Annotated in this window: 22 protein-coding genes; 7 read left to right on the top strand and 15 right to left on the bottom strand. The window is 69.3% G+C overall.

What is annotated here, in order from left to right; all coding sequences use genetic code 11:
• Positions 1-11: 11 nt before the first annotated feature.
• Genes ribD through KBY77_RS07645 form a run of 4 tightly spaced genes read right to left on the bottom strand, consistent with a single transcriptional unit; the run spans position 12 to position 4401 of the window.
• Complete coding sequence (ribD, locus tag KBY77_RS07660) at positions 12-1106, bottom strand: bifunctional diaminohydroxyphosphoribosylaminopyrimidine deaminase/5-amino-6-(5-phosphoribosylamino)uracil reductase RibD (protein WP_255102951.1); 1095 nt, start codon at positions 1104-1106, stop codon at positions 12-14.
• On the bottom strand, positions 1103-1609 hold the full coding sequence (locus tag KBY77_RS07655) for a DUF3122 domain-containing protein (RefSeq protein ID WP_255102950.1): 507 nt from the start codon (positions 1607-1609) through the stop codon (positions 1103-1105). The genes ribD and KBY77_RS07655 overlap by 4 nt, the downstream gene beginning before the upstream one ends.
• The gene (locus tag KBY77_RS07650) at positions 1606-4128 is read right to left on the bottom strand and encodes a GH116 family glycosyl hydrolase (RefSeq protein WP_255102949.1); all 2523 of its coding nucleotides are present in this window, start codon (positions 4126-4128) and stop codon (positions 1606-1608) included. Before KBY77_RS07650 ends, KBY77_RS07655 begins: the two co-directional genes overlap by 4 nt.
• A gap of 27 nt (positions 4129-4155) precedes the next feature.
• A complete protein-coding gene (locus tag KBY77_RS07645; RefSeq protein WP_255092592.1) occupies positions 4156-4401 on the bottom strand; it encodes a hypothetical protein in 246 nt (81 codons plus the stop codon).
• A gap of 62 nt (positions 4402-4463) precedes the next feature.
• Between KBY77_RS07645 and cbiE the strand changes: the two genes are divergently transcribed.
• Positions 4464-5744: a precorrin-6y C5,15-methyltransferase (decarboxylating) subunit CbiE gene (cbiE, locus tag KBY77_RS07640; protein WP_255102948.1), complete on the top strand. Its 1281-nt coding sequence runs from the start codon at positions 4464-4466 to the stop codon at positions 5742-5744.
• Positions 5745-5752: 8 nt separating this feature from the next.
• Here the strand turns inward: cbiE and KBY77_RS07635 are convergent, their stop codons facing one another.
• The 4 genes from KBY77_RS07635 to pheS form a co-directional block, all read right to left on the bottom strand.
• Positions 5753-6304, bottom strand: a complete 552-nt coding sequence (locus KBY77_RS07635) for a DUF192 domain-containing protein (protein ID WP_399212457.1) — start codon at positions 6302-6304, stop codon at positions 5753-5755.
• 28 nt (positions 6305-6332) lie between these two features.
• The gene (locus KBY77_RS07630) at positions 6333-7001 is read right to left on the bottom strand and encodes a response regulator transcription factor (RefSeq protein WP_255102947.1); all 669 of its coding nucleotides are present in this window, start codon (positions 6999-7001) and stop codon (positions 6333-6335) included.
• Positions 6998-7948, bottom strand: a complete 951-nt coding sequence (locus KBY77_RS07625; protein WP_255102946.1) for an NAD(+) kinase — start codon at positions 7946-7948, stop codon at positions 6998-7000. The genes KBY77_RS07630 and KBY77_RS07625 overlap by 4 nt, the downstream gene beginning before the upstream one ends.
• A 61-nt stretch (positions 7949-8009) precedes the next feature.
• Positions 8010-9017, bottom strand: coding sequence for a phenylalanine--tRNA ligase subunit alpha (pheS, locus tag KBY77_RS07620; protein WP_255102944.1), 1008 nt, complete (start codon positions 9015-9017; stop codon positions 8010-8012).
• Positions 9018-9097: 80 nt separating this feature from the next.
• On the opposite strand from pheS, the gene surE reads away from it, so the two are divergent.
• A complete protein-coding gene (gene surE, locus KBY77_RS07615) occupies positions 9098-9892 on the top strand; it encodes a 5'/3'-nucleotidase SurE (protein ID WP_255102943.1) in 795 nt (264 codons plus the stop codon).
• On the opposite strand, the gene KBY77_RS07610 is transcribed toward surE, so the two are convergent.
• Positions 9877-10458: a DUF3611 family protein gene (locus KBY77_RS07610; RefSeq protein ID WP_255092598.1), complete on the bottom strand. Its 582-nt coding sequence runs from the start codon at positions 10456-10458 to the stop codon at positions 9877-9879. The two genes, surE and KBY77_RS07610, sit on opposite strands and share 16 nt — an antisense overlap.
• 81 nt (positions 10459-10539) lie before the next feature.
• On the opposite strand from KBY77_RS07610, the gene KBY77_RS07605 reads away from it, so the two are divergent.
• From KBY77_RS07605 to KBY77_RS07590, 4 genes are all read left to right on the top strand, one after another.
• The gene (locus KBY77_RS07605; protein WP_255102942.1) at positions 10540-11544 is read left to right on the top strand and encodes a bifunctional riboflavin kinase/FAD synthetase; all 1005 of its coding nucleotides are present in this window, start codon (positions 10540-10542) and stop codon (positions 11542-11544) included.
• A gap of 147 nt (positions 11545-11691) precedes the next feature.
• The gene (locus KBY77_RS07600; protein WP_255102941.1) at positions 11692-12744 is read left to right on the top strand and encodes a thiamine phosphate synthase; all 1053 of its coding nucleotides are present in this window, start codon (positions 11692-11694) and stop codon (positions 12742-12744) included.
• Positions 12741-12974 carry a sulfur carrier protein ThiS gene (gene thiS / locus KBY77_RS07595; RefSeq protein WP_255102940.1) on the top strand — a complete coding sequence of 78 codons (234 nt, stop codon included), beginning with the start codon at positions 12741-12743 and terminating at the stop codon, positions 12972-12974. Before KBY77_RS07600 ends, thiS begins: the two co-directional genes overlap by 4 nt.
• 29 nt (positions 12975-13003) lie before the next feature.
• The gene (locus KBY77_RS07590; protein WP_255102939.1) at positions 13004-13981 is read left to right on the top strand and encodes a DUF1517 domain-containing protein; all 978 of its coding nucleotides are present in this window, start codon (positions 13004-13006) and stop codon (positions 13979-13981) included.
• On the opposite strand, the gene larB is transcribed toward KBY77_RS07590, so the two are convergent.
• The 5 genes from larB to era form a co-directional block, all read right to left on the bottom strand.
• Positions 13932-14663 carry a nickel pincer cofactor biosynthesis protein LarB gene (gene larB / locus KBY77_RS07585; RefSeq protein ID WP_255102938.1) on the bottom strand — a complete coding sequence of 244 codons (732 nt, stop codon included), beginning with the start codon at positions 14661-14663 and terminating at the stop codon, positions 13932-13934. The genes KBY77_RS07590 and larB overlap by 50 nt on opposite strands.
• Positions 14660-15127: a TIGR03792 family protein gene (locus KBY77_RS07580; RefSeq protein ID WP_255102937.1), complete on the bottom strand. Its 468-nt coding sequence runs from the start codon at positions 15125-15127 to the stop codon at positions 14660-14662. Before KBY77_RS07580 ends, larB begins: the two co-directional genes overlap by 4 nt.
• A complete protein-coding gene (gene trmD / locus KBY77_RS07575; RefSeq protein ID WP_255103154.1) occupies positions 15120-16358 on the bottom strand; it encodes a tRNA (guanosine(37)-N1)-methyltransferase TrmD in 1239 nt (412 codons plus the stop codon). Before trmD ends, KBY77_RS07580 begins: the two co-directional genes overlap by 8 nt.
• Positions 16355-16843, bottom strand: a complete 489-nt coding sequence (locus KBY77_RS07570; protein ID WP_255102936.1) for a phycobiliprotein lyase — start codon at positions 16841-16843, stop codon at positions 16355-16357. Before KBY77_RS07570 ends, trmD begins: the two co-directional genes overlap by 4 nt.
• A 62-nt stretch (positions 16844-16905) precedes the next feature.
• Positions 16906-17937 (bottom strand): GTPase Era, encoded by a 1032-nt coding sequence (gene era / locus KBY77_RS07565; protein ID WP_255102935.1) that lies wholly within the window; start codon positions 17935-17937, stop codon positions 16906-16908.
• Between the two features lie 31 nt (positions 17938-17968).
• Between era and KBY77_RS07560 the strand changes: the two genes are divergently transcribed.
• Complete coding sequence (locus tag KBY77_RS07560) at positions 17969-18496, top strand: hypothetical protein (protein WP_255102934.1); 528 nt, start codon at positions 17969-17971, stop codon at positions 18494-18496.
• Between the two features lie 19 nt (positions 18497-18515).
• On the opposite strand, the gene KBY77_RS07555 is transcribed toward KBY77_RS07560, so the two are convergent.
• Complete coding sequence (locus KBY77_RS07555) at positions 18516-19250, bottom strand: Bax inhibitor-1 family protein (protein ID WP_255102933.1); 735 nt, start codon at positions 19248-19250, stop codon at positions 18516-18518.
• Between the last annotated feature and the right edge of the window lie 39 nt (positions 19251-19289).

The raw sequence follows: 19289 nt of genomic DNA, 5'->3' as shown, positions 1-19289 counted from the left end.
GTCCAATGCCCTCAGCCGTCATGTCCGTTCAGCTCCCAGATCAGATCGGCTCCCGAGCGGCTGAGCCCCAGCTCCCGCCAGGAGGGAGCCATCGCCATCGAGCTCAGCTGCAGATCCCCCAGCGGTGTGCGGGCGGCGATACCCCCCAGCAGCTTCGGGGCCACCACCGCCACCAGCCGCTGTACACAACCCTGGCGCAGCGCCGCTGCCGCCAGCTCTGGCCCGCACTCCCAGAGCACCTGGTTGCAGCCCCTCCGGGCCAGGGCCTGCATCAGCTCCAGCGGTTCGCAGCAGGCAAGCTCCAGCCGCTCCACACCCAGCCCATCCAGTCGCTGTCGTGCTGGCTCGGGGGCCTCGGGCCCATGGGCCACCAGGGTGGGAGCCGCGCGCTGGTCCCAGAGCTGGGCCCGCTCCGGCATGATCAGGCCGCGGCTGATCACCACCCGCAGCGGCTCGATCGCGCGCCGCCCCCGGCTGGTGAGCAGGGGATCATCCGAGCGCACGGTGCCGCCGCCCACGATCACCGCATCGCAGCGCGCTCGCAGCTCGTGCACCCTCTGCCGCGATTCTGGCCCGCTGATCCACTGGCTTGATCCGTTGGGCAGGGCCGTGCGTCCGTCCACGCTCATCGCCCACTTGAGGATCCCCAGTGGCCGGCCGGTGCACACCCGATGGCAGAAGGCGGCATTCAGGTTCTGGGCCTCGGCCTGGCGCACCCCCACCAGCACTTCCGTCCCGGCCTGGCGCAATGCCTTGATGCCTTCGCCCGCCACCCGCGGATCGGGGTCTTCCATCGCCACGATCACCCGCCGGATCCCGGCGGTGATCACGGCCTCGCTGCAGGGGGGCGTGCGGCCGTGGTGACAGCAGGGCTCCAGGGTCACCACCAGGGTGCCCCCTCGGGCCCGATCTCCCGCCTGAGCCAGGGCTCCCACCTCGGCGTGGGGCATTCCGGCAGCGACGTGGAAGCCCTCCCCCACCAGCAGGCCGCTGGCATCGAGCACCAGGGCACCCACCAGGGGATTGGGGCTGGTGCGACCCTGCGCCAGGGCGGCCAGGCCGAGGGCCCGCTCCATCCAGGTGCTCCAGGGGCACCCCCTGCTCATGCCGGAGCTCTCACCAGGCTGCGCCACTCGGCCACCACGAACGGAGGCACCGGCAGCTCCGTGAACACCCCCGGCAGCCGCAGCCGCAGCGGACGGTTCTGGCTCAGTTCGGCCAGCAAAGGGCTCAGATCGAATTCAGCGGCGGCGGAGCGGCCGTCGTTACTCAATGCCTGGCTCTCGAGGGTGAGATCCTCCAGCTGCCACTGGAACGGACCCGAGCGCACCTGCAGCGACGTGGGGTGATCGAGCCGCACCTTGCCGGGATAGCCCACCACCCGCAGGCGCAGGGCAGCTCCGGGCGGTCCGTCGCGAAAGGCCACCAACTGCCAGGCCTGATCATCGAGATCGCGCACGCTCACCAGGCTGCGCAGCACCGGGCTGCCGGTTTCGCTGGGGTGTTGGTGCAGCTGGGCTGTCGCTGGCGCCACCAGCGCGAACAGGCCAGCCAGCACCAGGCTCAGTGCCAGCAGCAGCCGACCCGCTCGGCGGATCATCCCGCTCATGGTTCGCGCTCGGCTCCAGGGATCGGCTGCCACTGGGTGTGGGTGGCCCAGAGCGCCCAGATCGCCATCGCCCGCAGGTAGTGGCAGGCCCGGAACGTGCCCACCGCCGTGATCGCCTCGGGCGTGCGGAACTGCAAACCTCCCGCATACACCTGGCCCACCACGGCGCCGCTGATCGCCATGGCCGTGTCGGTCTGACCCATCAGGCGGTAATAGGCCGCCAGACCGAAATTGATGCCGGTCCATATCTCCAGCGGGTGGGTGCCGTTGGGATCGAGCGGCGTACCGTCGCGGCGCAGGCCGTTGGCCACCCCCAGCCGCCCCCCTTCGAAGCGCTCGAAGCAGGCCTCACGAATCGCCGTCAATGCGGAGAGGGCCCGCTCATCGCTCACCACCGGCGGCAGCCCGAGCAGGCGGGCGTAGAAATCGCCGCAGAGCTGGTCGGCCATCACCACCGGTGTGCCGCTGCTGGCATCAATCCGGTAGTACTCCCCGTTCCAGAGCAGCCGATCGAAGTTGGCCCGTGACGGCTCCAGCCAGCTGCCGAATTCCCGCTGTTCGGCGCCGGTGTCGAGGCCAAGGTCGAGCTGCAGCCGCTGGGCCATCGCCAGGGCCGCCTCCAGGGCCGCGATCCAGAGGGCACCGCAGTAGGCGCTCACCCCCTGCAGTGGCCAGTCGTCAAAGGTCTGATCCGGCGCGCCGCCGTTGTCGGGCAGGCCGTCGTCGTTGATGTCGAACTGCTTTAGATAACGAAGCGACTCCACCACCGCCGGCCAGCAGTCGGCCAGGAAGCGCAGGTCTTCCCCCGATGGGGAGAGGCGGAACAGCCGCCAGACCTGCAGAACGAAGTCTGAGGCCAGGTCCTTCCAGAGGTTGCAGTCTTGATAGGCGGTGTAGTTGGTGGCATCGAAGGGCCGCTCGTTGGGGGCGCCCAGGTCGTGGGGGGTGGCGCCGGCCAGCTTGCGGGCCGCTTCCACCCGGCCCCGCCCCTGGGTGAAATACCAGCCGATCGGCCGGGGGGTGGCATCGGCGGCTGGAATGGCCCGCGCGAAGCTTCTCAACACCGCCTTGTCGAGTTCTGGCCAGAGCTGCAGCAGGGCGAAGGAGCCGTACAGCCGCACATCCAGGCTTTCGTACCAGGCGTAGTCGAGGCACTCCAGCACCCCGAAACGGCCCACCGGATCCGTGGAGCTGGCGGCGGTCCAGAGGCTGCCTCCGCTGGCCAGGTCGTAGAGCTCATTGAGCAGGGCCATGCGCAGGGGCTCAGGCAGGTCGCTGCGCTCCAGCACAGGTTTCTGCCAGGCCTCGATGGCGTCGCGCCACTGCCGCCACGCGCCCAGAGCCTCGGCGGCGATGGCGGTGGCGCTGGTGCCGGTGGCCCCGAAAAAATCCGTGTAGCGGCGCAGGGCGGACGTGCCTGTGGCGAAGGCGGTCACTGGCAGATCCCAGCTGATCACCACAGGTAGCTCGATTTCAGCCCCCGGCTCCAACCTCAGCCGCAGGGCGATCGCGGCGCTGGCCTGCTCGCTGCCGGTGCTGCGGCGGTCGTTGTTGCTGTTGGGGATCGAGCCGTCGCGGGAAAACGCCTCCCAGATCTCGCCGCCATCGCCGCTTGGATCCCAGCGGCTGCAGCGCATCACCTCCACCCCCTCCAGCTGGTCGGGGACCGCCAGGCACCACTGACCCTCCCCCTCGGCGATCGGCTGACTCGGCGCCCCCTCCAGCAGCACGCCCGTCAGGCCCGGTGTGTCGATCCAGCGGTTGCGCTGGCCCACCCCCGCTCCGATGGCGGGCAGGTAGTTGTGCTCCGGGCTGCCGTCGTCGCGGAACGTCACGGCGGCGCTGGGATCGGTGTTGGTGAACCAACCCACGGTGTTGCGCCAGCTCAGCAGCAACGAGAGATCCAGGGGGACCTTGGTGGGGTTGGCCAGCCGCCAGCGGAACACCGCCACCGGATAGCTGGTGCGCTGATAGTCGCCGGGGAGGATCGGGCTGAAGGCCTCGCAGCTGGCCTCGGCGCGGAAGTCGGACTGATAATCGAACCAGTGCAGCGGATAGCGGGCGGAGTAGGTGCCGGCCGTGGCGCTGGTTTCGTTGTCGTCGCTGGTTTCGGCCCCCAGCCATTGCCAGCGGCCCAGGGGGCTCTTGCTGGCCTCCGGCCTGGAGTCGTCGCGCTCAGGGGTCATGGCCAGGGCCCGCGCCCGGCTCACTGTGCCGTCGTGCTCGAACAGGGCGAACTGGCAGTCGGGCAGCACCCCGAACCAGTGCTCACCCCCATCGAGGTGCCAGAGGTTGAAGTTGCCGTCGGGTCCGCGGCCGATGCAGCCCGCGCCGAAGCCTCCGAGTGGGGCGCCGTGGTTGGGACCGTCGTCGAGGTTGCTGGCGTAGCGCACCTTGTAGGGGGCCTCCCAGCCCTGGCCGATCGGCCGTTGCCAGCTGGCGGGGGGGGCCTGGGCGGGCCGACCGGCGCCGGGCCCGCGCAACAGCGTGGAGAGGGCGGACAGGCCGAACGGAGCCATGGTGCTCATCGAGATGGCGCCAGCTTGTCAGAGCTGGCCGGCCCCGGCGGCCACTTCCTGCTCGATCAGGGCATCAAGGGTGATTGCCGAGCGCACCACCGCCTGGTAGCGCTGTACCACCCGCCGGTTCCGCTCCAGCCAGAGGCCGGCATCCTCCCCGCCGCCGCCGGTGGCTTCGGGGCTGAGCAGCTCGATCTCGGCCTGCCGCGCCAGCAGGGCCAGGGCCAGCTCATGCACGCGCTGACGGCGGGAGGGGGGCTCAGGTGCGGCCATGGGCGCTTCAACTCGCGGGCATCATGGCGGGGCCCGGCCAGCCGCCGCACCGGAGTCGCCACGTGCATCAACCGCTCCAGCAGCATCGTCTCGAGGTGATCGGCAGCGACGCCGGCGGGCTGGCCTCCCTGCCAGCGGCAGCGGCGGCCCTGGTGCGCCAGGCCGATCTGCTGGCGGCACCCGCCAGGCTGCTGCCTGGGCTGCGCCAGGTCCTGGCGGAGGAGCTCAAGCCGCCGGAGTTAGTGGCAAGTGATCGCCCGGAGCAGCTGTTTCCCCAGCTGGAGCGAGCCCTGGCCGCCGGTCGGGCGGTGGTGCTGCTCGCCAGCGGCGATCCCCTCTGGTTCGGCATCGGTCGCCTGCTGCTGGGTCGCTTTCCCCCCGAGTGCCTTCGCTTTCATCCCGCCCCCTCCAGCCTGCAGCTGGCCTTCGCCCGCCTCGGCCGCCCCTGGCAGGACGCGGAGTGGCTGAGCCTGCATGGCCGCGACCCCGAACCGCTGGCGGGCCGTCTGCAGCAGCGTCCGGCGGCCCTGGCGGTGCTCACCGATCCAGGCCGCGGCGGGGTCGAGGAGGTGCGGCGGATCCTGGCCGCCTCCGGTCTGGAGGCGGCCTATGCCCTCTGGTTGTGTGAACGGCTCGGCCACCCCGAGGAGAGGGTGCTCCGGCTTGCACCCCGGGCGGCGCTGCCGGCCGATCTCGATCCGCTGCACCTGGTGCTGCTGATTGCCGAGCCGCCTCCGCCTCCCAATCCCGCCAGCCTGCCGCTGTTCGGCCTCGATGATGGCCTCTGGCTGCAGCAGCCCGATCGTCCCGGCCTGATGACCAAGCGGGAGGTGCGCATCCAGTTGCTCGCTGACCTGGAGCTGCCCGCCAGCGGCGTGCTCTGGGATGTGGGGGCCGGGGTGGGCTCGGTGGGCCTGGAGGCCCTGCGGCTGCGTCCGGGCCTGGAACTCTGGGCCCTTGAGCGGCGAGGCGGTTCAGCGGCCCTGATCCGGGCCAATGCCGAGCGGCTCGACGTTGAGCCAGCGGGGGTGCTCGAAGGCGATGCCCTCTCCGTGCTTCAGCAGGGCGGTCCCCCCGATCCCGACCGGGTGCTGCTTGGTGGCGGCGGCCGCCAGCGCCTGGCCCTGCTCGAGATCGTGCTGCGGCGCCTGCGTCCCCTCGGACAGGTGGTGATTCCCCTGGCCACCCTCGAAGCCCTCGCGGAGTTGAGGCCGCCGCTGGAGCAGGCCGGGCTGAGGGTGCAGGTGAGTCAGCTGCAGGCCTGGCGGGGCTCCCCTCTGGCCGATGGCACTCGCCTGGCCCCGCTCAATCCGGTGCTGGTGCTTAAGGGCCGCAAAGACTGAGATCGAAGTTATGGAGCTTCCGGCTCCCGGAGCCTGATCACAGCAGCGCTGCCCTCGCCGATGCCCAGGGCCGCCGCCTCGCCCGCGTCGAGCTCCACCACCCCATCGGCCGGTTCGCCGGGGCCGTAACTGGGGCAGGGCAGCCGCGGGCAGGGTTGCACGTTGGTCTGGATGGCGATCACCCTCCCCTCGCGGAGGAAAACCATGTCGAGCGGGGTGAGGGTGCGGTGCATCCAGAAGCTCACGGCCTGCGCCGGCTCAAACCGGAACCACATCCCCCTCAGGCGTCCCAGCGCCGGCCGCTGCATCAGGCCCCAGGCGTACTGACGGGGGGTGCGGGGCACCTCCAGCTGGATACAGGTCGGTGGCAGCGTGCTCGCCGCGGTCTCGGCACGCTCCAGGCACCATTCCGCCTCGATAGGCAGGAACTGGGGGGGAGCGGCTGGCGAACGGCTGTCCGCCATGGCGGGCCGATGGTCCGTGTGAAACCCCGCCGCCAGCAGCCCGGTCGTCAGCAACCCCGTCGTCAAACCGAGGGCGAGCAGGGAACCAGCTCTCAACGGGCTTCCCATCACGCTGCAGGACGTCTCATGTCGCCGGCCGCTCCGGCTTCGGCGGCCGTTCGCACAGGCAGTAGCCCCGGCCGCGCACGGTGTGGATCAGGCGTTGCTCACCCTGTTCCTCCAGCTTCTGGCGCAGGTAGCGGACATACACCTCCACCACGTTGCTGGCGGCTCCCCCCTGGTCGTTCCACACCTCGGCGAGGATCTGCTCGCGACTGAGCACCATCCCCGGCTGTCGCATCAGGGTGAGCAGCAACTGGTACTCGCGGGCGGTGAGCGCGAGCAGACGCCTCCCCCGCCGCACCTGCCTGCTGGCGGGATCCAGATGCAGATCAGCGAGTTGCAGGGGCGGCAGCTGGTCGCGGTTGCCGCCGCGGATCTGCAGGTGCAGGCGCAGTCGCATCAGCAGGTCACTGCCGCCGGCACTGGAGAGCCAGAAGTCGTCGGCGCCGGAGCTGAAGCAGCGGGAGCGAGCCTCGACGCTGTCGCTCACCAGATCCAGCAGGATCGGCACATCCTCCAGAATCATGCGCAGGGTTGGAATCGTGGCCACCCCATCTGCTCCCGACACCAGCACCGCCGCCGGCGGATCGGGCAGGGCACCCACCGGCGCGGTGCGGTAACCGGAGGCCTCCAAGCGCGGCGCCAGCGCTTCGGCCTCCTCCCCAACCAGCAGGATCAGGGGTCCGTTCACGGGCGTGCACCGGCGCCGGGGCCGTCGCGGCCGCCTAACTCCCCATTGTCGGGCTTGGCCACATGGGGTAGCCCCCAGCCCAGCTTGTTGCGCAGCACCTGGAAGAACTCGTGGTCCTGCAGGCGCACGAACCGGGCTGGATGGGGGCTGCGGCGGATCAGCACGCGATCTTCCGGCCACACGTAGCAGCCGGCGCTTCCGTCCACCACCATCATCAACCGCTCGGGGGTGGCTGGAAACACCGTCACTGGTTCCTGGTCGCTGAACACCAGGGCGCGGGATGCGAGCGAATGGGGTGCGATCGGGGTGAGCTGCAGCACCGGGCAGTCGGGGGTGATCACAGGTCCGCCGGCGCTGAGGGCATAGGCGGTGGATCCGGTGGGGGTGGAGAGGATCACCCCATCGGCGGAGATGTCCACCGGCACGTGGCGACCGATGGCGATCTCGAAATGGCACATGCTGGTGAGCGGTTCCCGGTGCAGGGCCATCTCGTTGAGGCAGAGCACCTCCCAGCGGCGCTGGTCGCCTCGCATGACGCTCACAATCAGCATCGTGCGTTCTTCCACGGTCCAGCGGCCGGTGAGGAGCTGCTCCATCGCCCCATCCAGCTCGCTGAGGTAGGCCTCGGCCAGGAAGCCCAGGTGGCCGGTGTTGACCGTGAGGATCGGCACGCCGATCGGAGCGGTCTGGCGCGCGGCGGAGAGCACGGTGCCGTCGCCCCCCAGCACCACCGCCAGGCTCATGTCCGGGTGAAAGCTCGCCGGCACGCAGGCGCTGAAACCACGGCTGCGCAACTGGTGGTCGGGATTGGCGAAACCAACCATCCCGCCGGAGCTGCTCACTCGCAGCACGCTGGTGCCGGCCGCTTCCAGTCGGCTCTGGATGACATCGGCCGTCTTGACGGCCAGATCCTTGCCGTCGTTGACGATCAGTCCGACGCAGGGCACCGGTCGGAGGCGAGAACCTGTCGAGTTTATGAGGAGCCTTCCGGCCGCGGCCCGATTGCCATCAGAACTGCTCCAGGAAGCGCAGGTCGCTGGTGAACAGCCGGCGGATGTCGTCGATGCTGTGGCGCACCATGCAGAACCTCTCCACCCCCAGGCCAGCGGCGAAACCGCTCCAGCGCTCGGGATCCAGCCCCAGTCCCTCCAGCACCGCCGGATCCACCATCCCGCAGCCCATCACCTCCAGCCAGCGCCCCCGCCATTGCACGTCCACCTCAGCAGAAGGCTCGGTGAAGGGAAAGTAGCTGGCCCGGAAGCGCACCGGCAGATCGCCGAAAAACTGCTGTAGAAAGGTGGTGACGGTGCCGCGCAGGTGGCTGAAATCCAGCCCCTCATCGATTGCCAGCACTTCCACCTGGTGGAACACGGGCGAGTGGGTGGCATCCACCGCATCGCGCCGGTACACCCGGCCGGGCGCCACGATCCGTACCGGTGGCGGGTTGCTCTCCAGATGGCGGATCTGCACCGGCGAGGTATGCGTGCGCAGCAGCCGGTCACCGGGTAGATAGAAGGTGTCCTGCATGTCCCGGGCCGGATGGTGCGGCGGGATGTTCAGGGCCGTGAAGTTGTAGTAGTCGGTTTCCGCCTCGGGCCCCTCTTCAACCCGGTAACCGAGACCGGAGAAGATGTCGACGATCTCCTCGATCGTTCGGATCAGCGGGTGGCGATGCCCCACCGGCACGTAGCGGCTCGGGGCAGTCACATCAAGCCGTTCCCCCGCCAGCTTTTCGGCCATGGCGGCGCCCCGCAGCCCCTCCAGCCGCTGGCCCATCAGCGCCTGCACCTGCTCCTTGAGCACGTTGGCCCGCTGGCCCACCAGGGGCCGCTCGGACGCATCGAGCTTGCCCATGGCCCCCAGCACCGCCGAGAGGCGCCCCTTCTTGCCCAGCAGTCCCACCCGCAGCCCTTCCAGCTCAGTGGTGTCTGCTGCTGCGGCGATCGAGGCCGCCGCTTCGGCTTCGAGAGCATCGAGCTGGTCGGTGAGCTGCTGCAGGCTGATCGTGGCGCTCACGAATCGGGGGCGGTAACGATCGACTGTACGGAGCGAGCCTGCCTAAGTTGCCGCCTGCGCCCCTGCCCCTGCCGGTCCCGATGTCCAGCCTGCGGATCCTGATCAGCAACGACGACGGGGTGTTCGCCGAGGGGATTCAAACCCTGGCGGCCGAGGCGGTTGGGCGTGGCCATGTGGTCACGGTGGTCTGCCCCGACCAGGAGCGTTCCGCAACCGGCCATGGCCTCACCATGCAGACACCGCTGCGGGCGGAGCGGGCCGACCGGCTCTTCGCCGATGGCGTCACCGCCTGGGCCTGCAGCGGCACCCCTTCCGACTGCGTCAAGCTCGCCCTGGGCCGGCTGCTGAGCACTCCGCCCGACCTGGTGCTCTCCGGCATCAACCACGGCCCCAACCTTGGCAGCGACGTCTTCTATTCCGGCACGGTTTCGGCGGCGATGGAGGGCACCCTCGAGGGGCTGCCGGCCCTGGCGGTCAGCAGTGCCTGCTTCGACTGGCGCCAGTTCGCTCCGGCTGCCGTGCTCGCTCTCGATGTGGCCGAAGCGGCCCTGGCCGGCGCCTGGCCGGAGGGCCTGCTGCTCAACCTCAACGTGCCGGCCCTGCCGATCGAGCGGATCGGTTCCCTGCGCTGGTGCCGCCCGGCTGTGCGCCGCTACCGTGACCAGTTCGACCAGCGCACCGACCCCCGCGGGCGCACCTATTACTGGCTGGCTGGTGAGGTGGTCGATGACCTGGAATCCGCCACCGCCGGCCCCCGCGACTGGCCCACGGACGTGGCCCAGATCCATGCCGGCGGCGCTGCCCTCACCCCGCTGCAGCCTGAGCTGTTCTGGCGGGGTGGTCTGGAGGACCTTCCGGTTCAGCTGGGGCGGTGAACGCGCTGCAGCAGCCAGAGGCTCATCCACAGGCCGATCAGGTGGGCGAACAGCACCTGGGTGTTGCTCAGCACCGAGAGCATCTCGAGTGAGGTGATCGGCAGCCCCATCAGGCCGCCGCGGGTGCCGGGCGGTACCGCCAGCTGCGCCCCGAAGAAGCCTGGGACCTGCATGGAGGCCTGCACGAACAGGCTGCCGGCCAGGGCCTGATAACCCACCGCTGCCAGGGTCAGCCCGGCCAGATCGGCCAGAGCGCCCCGTTTGATCAGGCGGCTGGTTTCGCCGCGGCTGGGGCGGGCGGGGCTGGCCAGGGCCTGGCCGCAGCGCACCACCAGCCAGCTCTGCCAGAGGCACCAGAGCAGCACGAAAAACGACAGGGTGGTCAGCGACAGGCCGGGACCGAGTCCGAGGGAGCGGGCACTGTTGGCCGCCAGGCGGCCGCCGATGTTGTTGAACAACAGCACCCCCACTACCACGACCCCGAGGGCCAACTGGGTCCAGAAGCGGATCCAGCCCACCCGGCGCAGGGCAGCCGAGACCAGCTGAAGATCGAGGCGGTCAACCATCTGAGCGCGGAACCGGGGGGCGGAGCGTCACAAACTTGCCATGGCCAGCAGCGCCGGCCCTCCCCCATGGCTGGAACCCCCATGGAAGGATGGTTTCCAAGCCGGGCCCTGTCCGATTCCTTGATTCCCCTGCGCTCCCCCCAGGACGCGATGCGCCCCACCGCCGTCGCCCTGGGCAGTTTCGATGGCCTGCACCAGGGGCACCGCCGGGTGATCGCCGCCATCGCCGCCGCCCCCACCCCAGGGCTGATTCCCACGGTGGTGAGTTTCTGGCCCCATCCGCGCGAGCTGCTTTACGGCGAACCGCGCCTGCGCCTCGATCTCCCCGGCGAGAAGCTGACCCTGCTCGAGCCCTACGGCATCCGCCAGCTGGTGCTGGTGCCCTTCACCCGCGGCCTTTCCCTGCTCAGTCCTGAGGCGTTCGTGGAACAAGTGCTGGTGGGTGAGCTCCAGGCCAGGGAGGTGGCCGTGGGCGAGAACTTCCGTTTCGGCCATGACCGGGCCGGTGATACCGCCAGCCTGCGGGAGATCGGAGGGCGCCATGGCCTGCGGGTGCTGGTCTCCTCGATGCTTTGGGACGGGGCCGAGCGGATCAGCAGCAGCCGCATCCGCCGGGCCCTGGCCGCCGGCGCCATCGACGAGGCCAACCGCCTGCTGGAGCGTCCTTACCGCTTCAGCGGCCGGGTCGTGCGCGGGCGGGGGCTGGGCCGGCAGCTCAGTTGGCCCACGGCCAATCTTCAGGTGGACGGCCGCAAGTTTCTGCCCCAGGAGGGGGTCTATGCCGCCTGGGTGCGCATCCTCGGGCCCGTCGATGCTGGCGACATGTTGCTGCCCTCTGGCGCTCCTATGGCTGCAGTGATGAACCTGGGTCCCCAGCCCACGGTGGACCCTCTGGCCCCTTCGGCGGTGGAAGTGCACCTGCTGGACCGTGACCTGGAGCTGGTGGGCCGTGATCTGGAGGTGGAGCCGGTGCAGCTGCTGCGCCGCCAGCAACGTTTTGCCAGCCTGGAGGAACTCAGCCACCAGATCGGCGTGGACGCGGCGCTGGCCCGTAGCCTGCTCTCCCTGGAGTCTCAGGGGGCGTAAGCGTTGCTCAGACCCCAGCCGATGAAGGCGGCGATGCCCCCGAGCAGCAGGATTCCTGAGATCAGCACCAGCATCGGACTGTCACCACCGCCGAAATCCATGGCCACCCAGCTGGAGTCGCCATCACCTTACGCAGGTTCCGCTCCCGTGACTGCCGCCCCGACTACGCCTGAGCCGGCAGTGCTGCGCCTGCTCGATGCCAATCTCGACCGTTCCCGCGAAGGCCTGCGGGTGCTCGAAGACTGGTGCCGCTTCGGCCTCGACCGCCAGGATCTGGTGGCTCGGCTCAAGGACCTGCGCCAGCGCCTGGGCCGCTGTCACCTCCCCGCCTACAAGGCGGCCCGCCACACCGCCAGCGATGGGGGAGCGGGCCTGGCCCATCCAGCCCAGGCCGAGCGAACGCAACCCGCCCAGGTGGTGGCCGCCAATGCCGGCCGTGCCCAGGAGGCCCTGAGGGTGCTGGAGGAGTTCGGCCGCGCCAGTGATCCGCTCCTGGCCTCCGAGGCTGCAGCCATCCGCTACGCCCTCTACGACCTGGAGCTGGATCTGATGCGGGCCTGTGGTGCTGCCGCGGGCCGCCGTGAGCAGCTGCTGCGCTGCCATCTGTATCTGATCACCACCCCATCGACCCACCTGCTCGAAACCGTGGCCGCGGCCCTTGATGCGGGGGTGCGTCTGGTCCAGTACCGCGCCAAGGAGAGCGCCGACGTGGACCGCTGGCAGGAGGCCCGTGCCCTGCGTCAGCTCTGCTCACGCCATGGCGCGCTGTTCATCATCAACGACCGGGTGGATCTGGCCATGGCAGTGGAGGCCGATGGGGTGCACCTGGGCCAGGGGGATCTGCCCCCCGCAGAGGCGCGCCGCCTGCTGGGCCCGGATCGCCTGATCGGCCGCAGCACCCATCGGATCGAGCAGTTGCGTCAGGCGGTGGCCGATGGCTGCGATTATGTGGGCGTTGGCCCCATCAACGCCACCCCGACCAAGCCCGGCCGTGAGCCCGTGGGTCTGGCCTACGTGCGTCAGGCAGCGGCTGAAAGTCCGATTCCGTTCTTCGCGATCGGAGGGATCGATGCCACCACGCTGGCGCCGGTCCAGGCGGCCGGTGGCCGCCGGGTGGCGGTGGTGAGAGCGATCATCGAGGCGAGCGATCCGGGCGCGGCCAGCCTCGAGTTGCTCAAGACCCTGGGGGAGGAGGCATGAGCGAGGAACACGGGGCCAGCGGCAGCCTCATGATCCAGCTCAACGGGGAAGCGCGCACCTGCCCGGCTGAGCTCCCACTGCTGGAGGTGTTGCGCCACTTCGGCTATGAACCTCGGCTGGTGGTGGTGGAGTTCAACGGCGAAATCCTGCCCCGCACGGCCTGGGCCCAGCAGGCGGTTGGTGAGGAGGCCGTACTGGAGGTGGTCACCATCGTGGGGGGTGGTTCCTAGATTCAGCGCACTCGCTTCGGGTGACACCTGTGTCCCCTCGTCCTTTTCCGATCGCTTTCGCCAGGCTGCGCCGGCTTTCCCTGCTGGTCCTGGTGCCGCTCCTGGCGAGCGGCCTGCTGCTGTTGTCATCGCCAGCTCCCAGCTGGGCCGCCCGCGGTGGGCGCATCGGTGGCGGCAGCTTCCGCTCCGCTCCCTCCATGCCTCGCAGTTACAGCGGCGGTGGCGGCGGCTATCAGGGCGGCTATGGCGGTGGCGGTTACCGCGGTGGCTATGGGGGCGGGATCGGTTTCCCCTTCCTGATCCCCATTTTCGGCTTTGGTGGCGGGGGCCTGTTCGGCTTCCTGATCCTGATGGCGATCGCTGGCTTCCTTGTCAACACCCTTCGCGGCGGCGGCGGCGGCATGACCAGTGGCGGCGGTGGTTCCCTGGCTGCGGCTCCCCGCGCAGATGGACCGGTCACCATTGCCCAGTTGCAGGTGGGTCTGCTGTCTTCTGCCCGTGAACTGCAGGACGATCTGCGCCGCCTGGCCGCCACCGCCGACACTACTGGCAGCAGCGGTCTGCAGCGCCTGCTGCAGGAAACCAGCCTGTCCTTGCTGCGCCAGCCCGACCTCTGGGTTTATGCCAACAGCGAACTGGGTCAGGTGCCCTTCGCCAGCGCCGAATCCACCTTCAATCGTCTCTCGATGACCGAGCGCAGCAAGCTGCGCAGTGAGGTCACCTCCAACGTGAGCGGTCGGCGCTTCCAGGATGAAGCCGCCACCAGTGGCCCCACTGATGCCACCAGCGATTTCATCGCCGTCACCCTGCTGGTGGCCAGCCGGGGCCGCATCCCCATCAAGACCATCAGCAGCGCCGACGATCTGCGCGACGCCCTTGGCGTGATCGGCGCGGTTTCGGTCGGAGATCTGATTGCCCTGGAGGTGATCTGGCAGCCGGAGGGCAAGGGAGAAGTCCTCAGCACCGAGGAGTTGCTGACGGCCTATCCGCAGCTGCAGCACCTCTGAGGGCCAGCAGGATGCGCAGGGCCGCCATGGCGGCCCCGTAGCCATTGTCGATGTTCACCACACTCAGCCCAGGGGCGCAGCTGGCCAGCATCCCGTTGAGGGCGGCCGCTCCGCCGGCACTCACGCCGTAGCCAACCGACACCGGAACGCCGATCACCGGCTGGGGCAGCAGCCCCGCCAGCACGGTTGGCAGGGCGCCTTCCATGCCGGCGCAGGCGATCAGCACCTGGGCGCCCCGCAGCCGCGGCAGCTCATCCAGTAACCGGTGCAGACCGGCCACACCCACATCCACCACAAGTTCGGTACGCACTCCATGGCAGCGCAGGGCCAACTGGGCTTCGTGGGCCACGGGCAGATCACTGGTGCCGCCGCAGAGCACATGCACCAGCCCCAGGGCCGGATCCGCGCTGGGCAGGATGCCGCTGGTGAGACAGCGTGCCTGGCGGTGGTGACCCAGGTCGGCGGCGATCTGGGGTCGTGCGCGCTGGAGCCATTCCTCGATCGCTGCGGCTTTCTCGGCGGTCACCCGGGTGACCAGGGCGAGCTCCCCGGCCTGGTGCAGGCGCTCGAGGATCACCGTGATCTGATCGACGTCCTTGTTCTCACCCCAGACCGCTTCCAGCATCCCCAGCCGCTCGCGCCGCCCCAGATCAAGCCGCGCCAGTTGCTCGGGTGGGGTCATTGGGGGATCAGCTCACCGCTGAATAGCAATGGAAAAGGATGGGGATCGCTGCGGCCGGTTCCGCGGCGCGCCAGCTGATCGAAGCGTTCCTGCACCCGCTCCACCTCGGCGGCGGCGATGCCCTGCCACTGTTGGCGGCTGGCCCAGCGGATCAGCAGCACTCCCTCTTCGCTGGTGGAATCCCAGTAAACCCGACGCTCAAGGAAGCCGCTCTGCTTCTGCAACCAGGGCTCCCAGCTCTGCCGCTCAGCCACCAGCCAGGCCTCCCGATCGGCAGCGGGCACCTTCAGGCGCAAGATCTCCACCACCTCCTGCAGTTCGACAACGTCGCCGGCAGCTGTGTCTGTGGAGCTGGTGCTCACGGTGGATGGGGGCGCTGAAGCGCCTGCAGCTGCCACGGTCGTGGGTGTCACACCCAGAAGCATGGTCACCATGAACAGGGCCAGAACCCAGACCCTACCCATTCCCATCTCCTGAGGGCGCCAGCAACGCCACGGCGTGGCAGGCGATTCCCTCTTCACGTCCAGTGGGACCAAGGGTCTCATTGGTGGTGGCCTTGATGCCCACCTGGTCGGGATTGAGTCCCATGCGTTGGGAGAGCGCGGCGCGCATGGCGGCGATATGGGGCCGCAGCTTCGGGCGCTCGGCGACCACCACCGTATCCACGTTCACCACCTGCCAGCCGCGCTCGCGCACCAGGTCCATCACCTGCTCCAGCAGCACCAGGCTGTCCGCACCGCGCCAGCGCTCGTCGTCCGGGGGGAAATGCTGGCCGATGTCCCCCAGGCTGAGTGCCCCCAGCAGGGCATCCATCAGGGCGTGCACCAGCACGTCGGCGTCGCTGTGGCCATCGAGGCCCAGCCCGGCGGGGTGTTCCAGAGTCTGGCCTCCCAGGATCAGCGGGCGGCCCGGCACCAGCCGGTGGATGTCGTAGCCGTTGCCGATCCGCATCTGCATGCCCCCATCCTGAAGGTTGGCGGCCTCCAGCCCTGCCGCGCTCTGTTGCTCCCGCCAGCGGCGGTGCAGGTCGGGGCGCCGCTGCTTCGTGCGCTCCTGTTGCTGCTGGGCCCGCCAGCGGGCGATGGCGCCGTGGTCGCCGCTGCGCAGCACCTGAGGCACCGCCAGGCCCCGGAACTCGGCCGGACGGGTGTAGTGGGGGTGCTCCAACAACAGTGAGCTGTGGCTTTCCTCCAGCAGCGACTCGGCGCAGCCCACCGTGCCCGGCAGCAGCCGCACCACGCCGTTGATCAGCACCATGGCTGCCAGCTCGCCGCCGGTGAGCACGAAATCCCCCAGTGAAACCTCCTCGTCAGCGAGGTTGCGGATGCGCTCGTCGAAGCCCTCGTAGTGGCCGCACAGCAGCACGAGTTGGTCGTGCTCCCGGGCCCAGCGCTGCAGGTCGGCCTGACGCAGGGGCTGACCCTGGGGGCTGAGCAGCAGCACCCGGCGCCGCTCCAGCACGGGGATCGACTCGAAGGCCGCGAACACCGGCTCCGGCTTGAGCACCATGCCCGCCCCGCCGCCGTAGGGCTGGTCGTCGACCTTGCGATAGCGATCGCTGGCGTGATCGCGGGGGTTGTGGGTATGCAGTTCGGCGATCCCGGCGTTGAAGGCCCGCCCGATCACGCCGAGGCTGGTGAGCGGCGCAAACGACTCGGGAGCCAGGCTCACCACATCCAGCCGCATCGCGCTCAGCTCTCCACTGGGGCCGGGCGGCTGACGCGGCGGATCTCCGAGCAGAAACTTGCCTGCTCAGGCTGGCCATCGGCGCCGTTGATGATCACGCTGCGCAGGCGCAGGTTCGGTTTGGTGAACCAGATCCGCTCGCGCTGCTCCTGACCACCGCTTGCGATCACCAGCTCCAGGCTGCCGTCGGGCCACAGCTGCCAGTGGCCGATGCTGCCCTCGGCGCCCAGCAGGATTCCGCCGGCCTCGAAGTCGAGTTGTCGTGCCTGGCCATCGGGAGCCGTCACCTCCAGTCCGCCCAGGGAGCGGCCCGGTGTGCCCGGGCGCAGGCTCACTCCCAGGTCGCCGCGGTTGCTGTCATGCCAGGCGTCATCGTCCCCGCTGGCGGCCGTGGTGGCCTCCATCCGGCTGCGCAGCACCATCCACTGACCAGCGCAGAGGTCTAGAAAAGCTGGCAGGTCCTCGGGGGGGAAGGCGGGGCTGGTGCCGTTCACGGCGGGGGCGCGCTCTGGCCCTCCATCCTCTCAGTCGCCGTAGCAGGCCGCAGAGGCGGCCTTCAGTCGCCGCGGTAGCCGAGTTCTGCCAGCCGCGCCGGGTTGCGCCGCCAGTTGGGCACCACTTTCACGAACAGTTCCAGGTACACCGGCCCGTCGAACACTTTCTGCATCTGGGCCCTGGCCCCGCTGCCGATCTCCTTGAGCATCTGGCCGCGCTTGCCGATCAGGATTCCCTTCTGGCTGGAGCGCTCCACCAGCACCGTTGCCAGCACGGCGATGCGCTTGCCGTCTTCCACGATCCGCTCCACCTGCACGGCCACGGAGTGGGGCACCTCCTCCCGGGTGAGAGTCAGGACCTGTTCGCGGATCAGCTCCGCCAGCAGCAGTTGCTCGGGTTGATCGCTGACCGCATCCGGGGGATAGAGATGGGGGCCGAGGGGCAGCCGAGTAGCCAGGGCCTCCACCAGCTCGGCGCAGCCCGCACCGGTGCTGGCGCTGCAGGCCAACAACGGCCAGTCGCTGCGGCGCTGACCGGGATCGGCCGGATCGGCGCGCTGATCGGAGAGCGTCAGCAGCTCCCGGTAGCTGGCTTCCAGTTCGGCCGCTCTGGCAGGGTCCATCAGATCGATCTTGTTGAGTGCCACCAGCACCGGCGCACGACTGAAGCGGAGCAGCTCCACGATGAAGCCATCGCCGCGTCCTGCCGGCTCGCTGCCATCCACCAGCAACAGCACCACATCCACATCGCCGATCGCGGCGCGAGCGGTTTTCACCAGACGCTCCCCCAGCAGGTGATGGGGCTTGTGGATGCCGGGGGTATCCAGCAGCACCAGCTGGGCGCTGGGGGTGGTCAGGATGGCCCGCAGCCGGTTGCGGGTGGTCTGTGCAACGGGGGAGGTGATTGCCACCTTCTCGCCCACCAGGCGATTGAGCAGGGTTGATTTGCCGACGTTGGGGCGGCCGATCAGGGCCACGAAGCCGGAGCGAAAGCCTTCGGGGGCGTGCTGCGGAAGAGGCAGAGGCAGCGGCACAGGCAGCGCTGCGCCCAGCTGCTGATCCGGTTCGGTCTCGCTCGGGCCAGGCTTGTCCATAACCTCAACACTGCCAGCCCACCGATCCGTGATGACGGCTTCCAACCCTGCGACCCCCACCTTTCCCCAGGCGATGGAGATCGCGGCGGCCTGGCTGGGCCATTGGGAGAACGGCGAGCTCAGTGATGAGGTGCTGGCGGATCGGGTGGGAGAGCTGGTGGCCAGCCTCGATGGCGCTCGTGGTTTCTTCGTGGTGGCCCTCACCCATGACGCCCCCCTGATGGACCGGCTGCCGGAGGCACTGGTGCTGAGCCTGCGCCAGGCCGGCGATGGGGTGGTTGACCTCAGTGCCCGCAACCTGGCCATGAGCACTGCCATGGCCCTTCATCACCAGCGAGCCGGTGATGAAGGCCAGCGAGCCGGATCCATTCGCGTAGGCCGCCGTTGCACCGAACTGCTGCGGCTGCTTGAGCCAGTGGCGGTGAAGCGTCGGTTGGAGCTGCTGCTGGCCGGCGCCGAGGGATCCGGGGATGATGTGGCCTTCCTGGATCGCTGGGGCTACGACCAGGACCAGCGTCAGGCCATCCGAGCAGCGGTGCTGGCGGTGGCCGACGCCTGAGGCCCGAGAGCTCGATGGCTCAGTCGCGTCGACCGCCGCCGTTGAGGGCGATGATCAGCCGCAGGATGAAGATGAACAGGTTGATGTAGGTGAGGTACATGCCCAGGGCGCCGGCCAGGTACTGGTCGTCGTTGTAGGTGCGGGGCATGGTGTAGAAGTCGAGGAAGGCGGCTCCCACGAACAGCACGGTGCCGAAGCCGGCGATCAGCAGCTCAAAGCCGCTTCCCCCGAAGCCGGGGATGAAGATGCCGCCCACGATCTGGATGACCATGGCGATGATCAGGCCGATGATGCCCAGGCCCACCACGCCGGCCAGGGCCTGACCGATGGAGTCGCTCATGCGACGTCCCACCACCGAGGCGATCAGGAAGGTGATGCCGGTGGCCAGGGTGGCGGTGCCGATGGCGCCGACTCCAGCGACGCTGAGGGCGTAGGCCACGATCCCGCTGAGGGTGAAGCCGGTGATCAGGCTGTAGGCCGTGAGGATCGGCAGGGCCGTGCCGTTGTTCCCCTTGGTGGCAGCGTTCTGGGCCACGAAGAAGAGGATGAAGTTGCCGATCAGGGCCACCCAGAACAGGGGCATGAACAGCCCCGGGCTGCTGGCCATCAGGGTGAGGCCCCCCATCACGCCGGCGGCGGTGAGCACCATGCCACCACCCACGTAGGGCAGTGCCTTGTTGACGACGTTGGGACCGACCAGCGCGCCCTGCTGGGCCTCGCGGATCGCTTCCTGGAAATTGCTGCTGGCTGGCATGGGACCAGTTAATTCGGTTCTCACCATCCTGCCAGTGCC

The organism is Synechococcus sp. Cruz-7E5 (assembly GCF_024345995.1).
In the GTDB taxonomy this organism is placed as follows: Bacteria; Cyanobacteriota; Cyanobacteriia; order PCC-6307; family Cyanobiaceae; genus Regnicoccus_A.
This window is presented reverse-complemented; position numbering and strand designations above follow the sequence as displayed.

Excerpts from the sequence above, each read along its gene's own strand:
- surE (WP_255102943.1), top strand. The coding sequence starts at position 9,098 with ATGTCCAGCCTGCGGATCCTGATCAGCAACGACGACGGGGTGTTCGCC.
- KBY77_RS07555 (WP_255102933.1), bottom strand. The coding sequence starts at position 19,250 with ATGCCAGCCAGCAGCAATTTCCAGGAAGCGATCCGCGAGGCCCAGCAG.
- KBY77_RS07655 (WP_255102950.1), bottom strand. The coding sequence starts at position 1,609 with ATGAGCGGGATGATCCGCCGAGCGGGTCGGCTGCTGCTGGCACTGAGC.
- KBY77_RS07645 (WP_255092592.1), bottom strand. The coding sequence starts at position 4,401 with ATGGCCGCACCTGAGCCCCCCTCCCGCCGTCAGCGCGTGCATGAGCTG.
- KBY77_RS07650 (WP_255102949.1), bottom strand. The coding sequence starts at position 4,128 with ATGGCTCCGTTCGGCCTGTCCGCCCTCTCCACGCTGTTGCGCGGGCCC.
- thiS (WP_255102940.1), top strand. The coding sequence starts at position 12,741 with ATGAGCGAGGAACACGGGGCCAGCGGCAGCCTCATGATCCAGCTCAAC.
- KBY77_RS07580 (WP_255102937.1), bottom strand. The coding sequence starts at position 15,127 with ATGGGTAGGGTCTGGGTTCTGGCCCTGTTCATGGTGACCATGCTTCTG.
- larB (WP_255102938.1), bottom strand. The coding sequence starts at position 14,663 with ATGACCCCACCCGAGCAACTGGCGCGGCTTGATCTGGGGCGGCGCGAG.
- KBY77_RS07610 (WP_255092598.1), bottom strand. The coding sequence starts at position 10,458 with ATGGTTGACCGCCTCGATCTTCAGCTGGTCTCGGCTGCCCTGCGCCGG.
- era (WP_255102935.1), bottom strand. The coding sequence starts at position 17,937 with ATGGACAAGCCTGGCCCGAGCGAGACCGAACCGGATCAGCAGCTGGGC.
- ribD (WP_255102951.1), bottom strand. The coding sequence starts at position 1,106 with ATGAGCAGGGGGTGCCCCTGGAGCACCTGGATGGAGCGGGCCCTCGGC.
- KBY77_RS07560 (WP_255102934.1), top strand. The coding sequence starts at position 17,969 with ATGACGGCTTCCAACCCTGCGACCCCCACCTTTCCCCAGGCGATGGAG.
- KBY77_RS07605 (WP_255102942.1), top strand. The coding sequence starts at position 10,540 with ATGGAAGGATGGTTTCCAAGCCGGGCCCTGTCCGATTCCTTGATTCCC.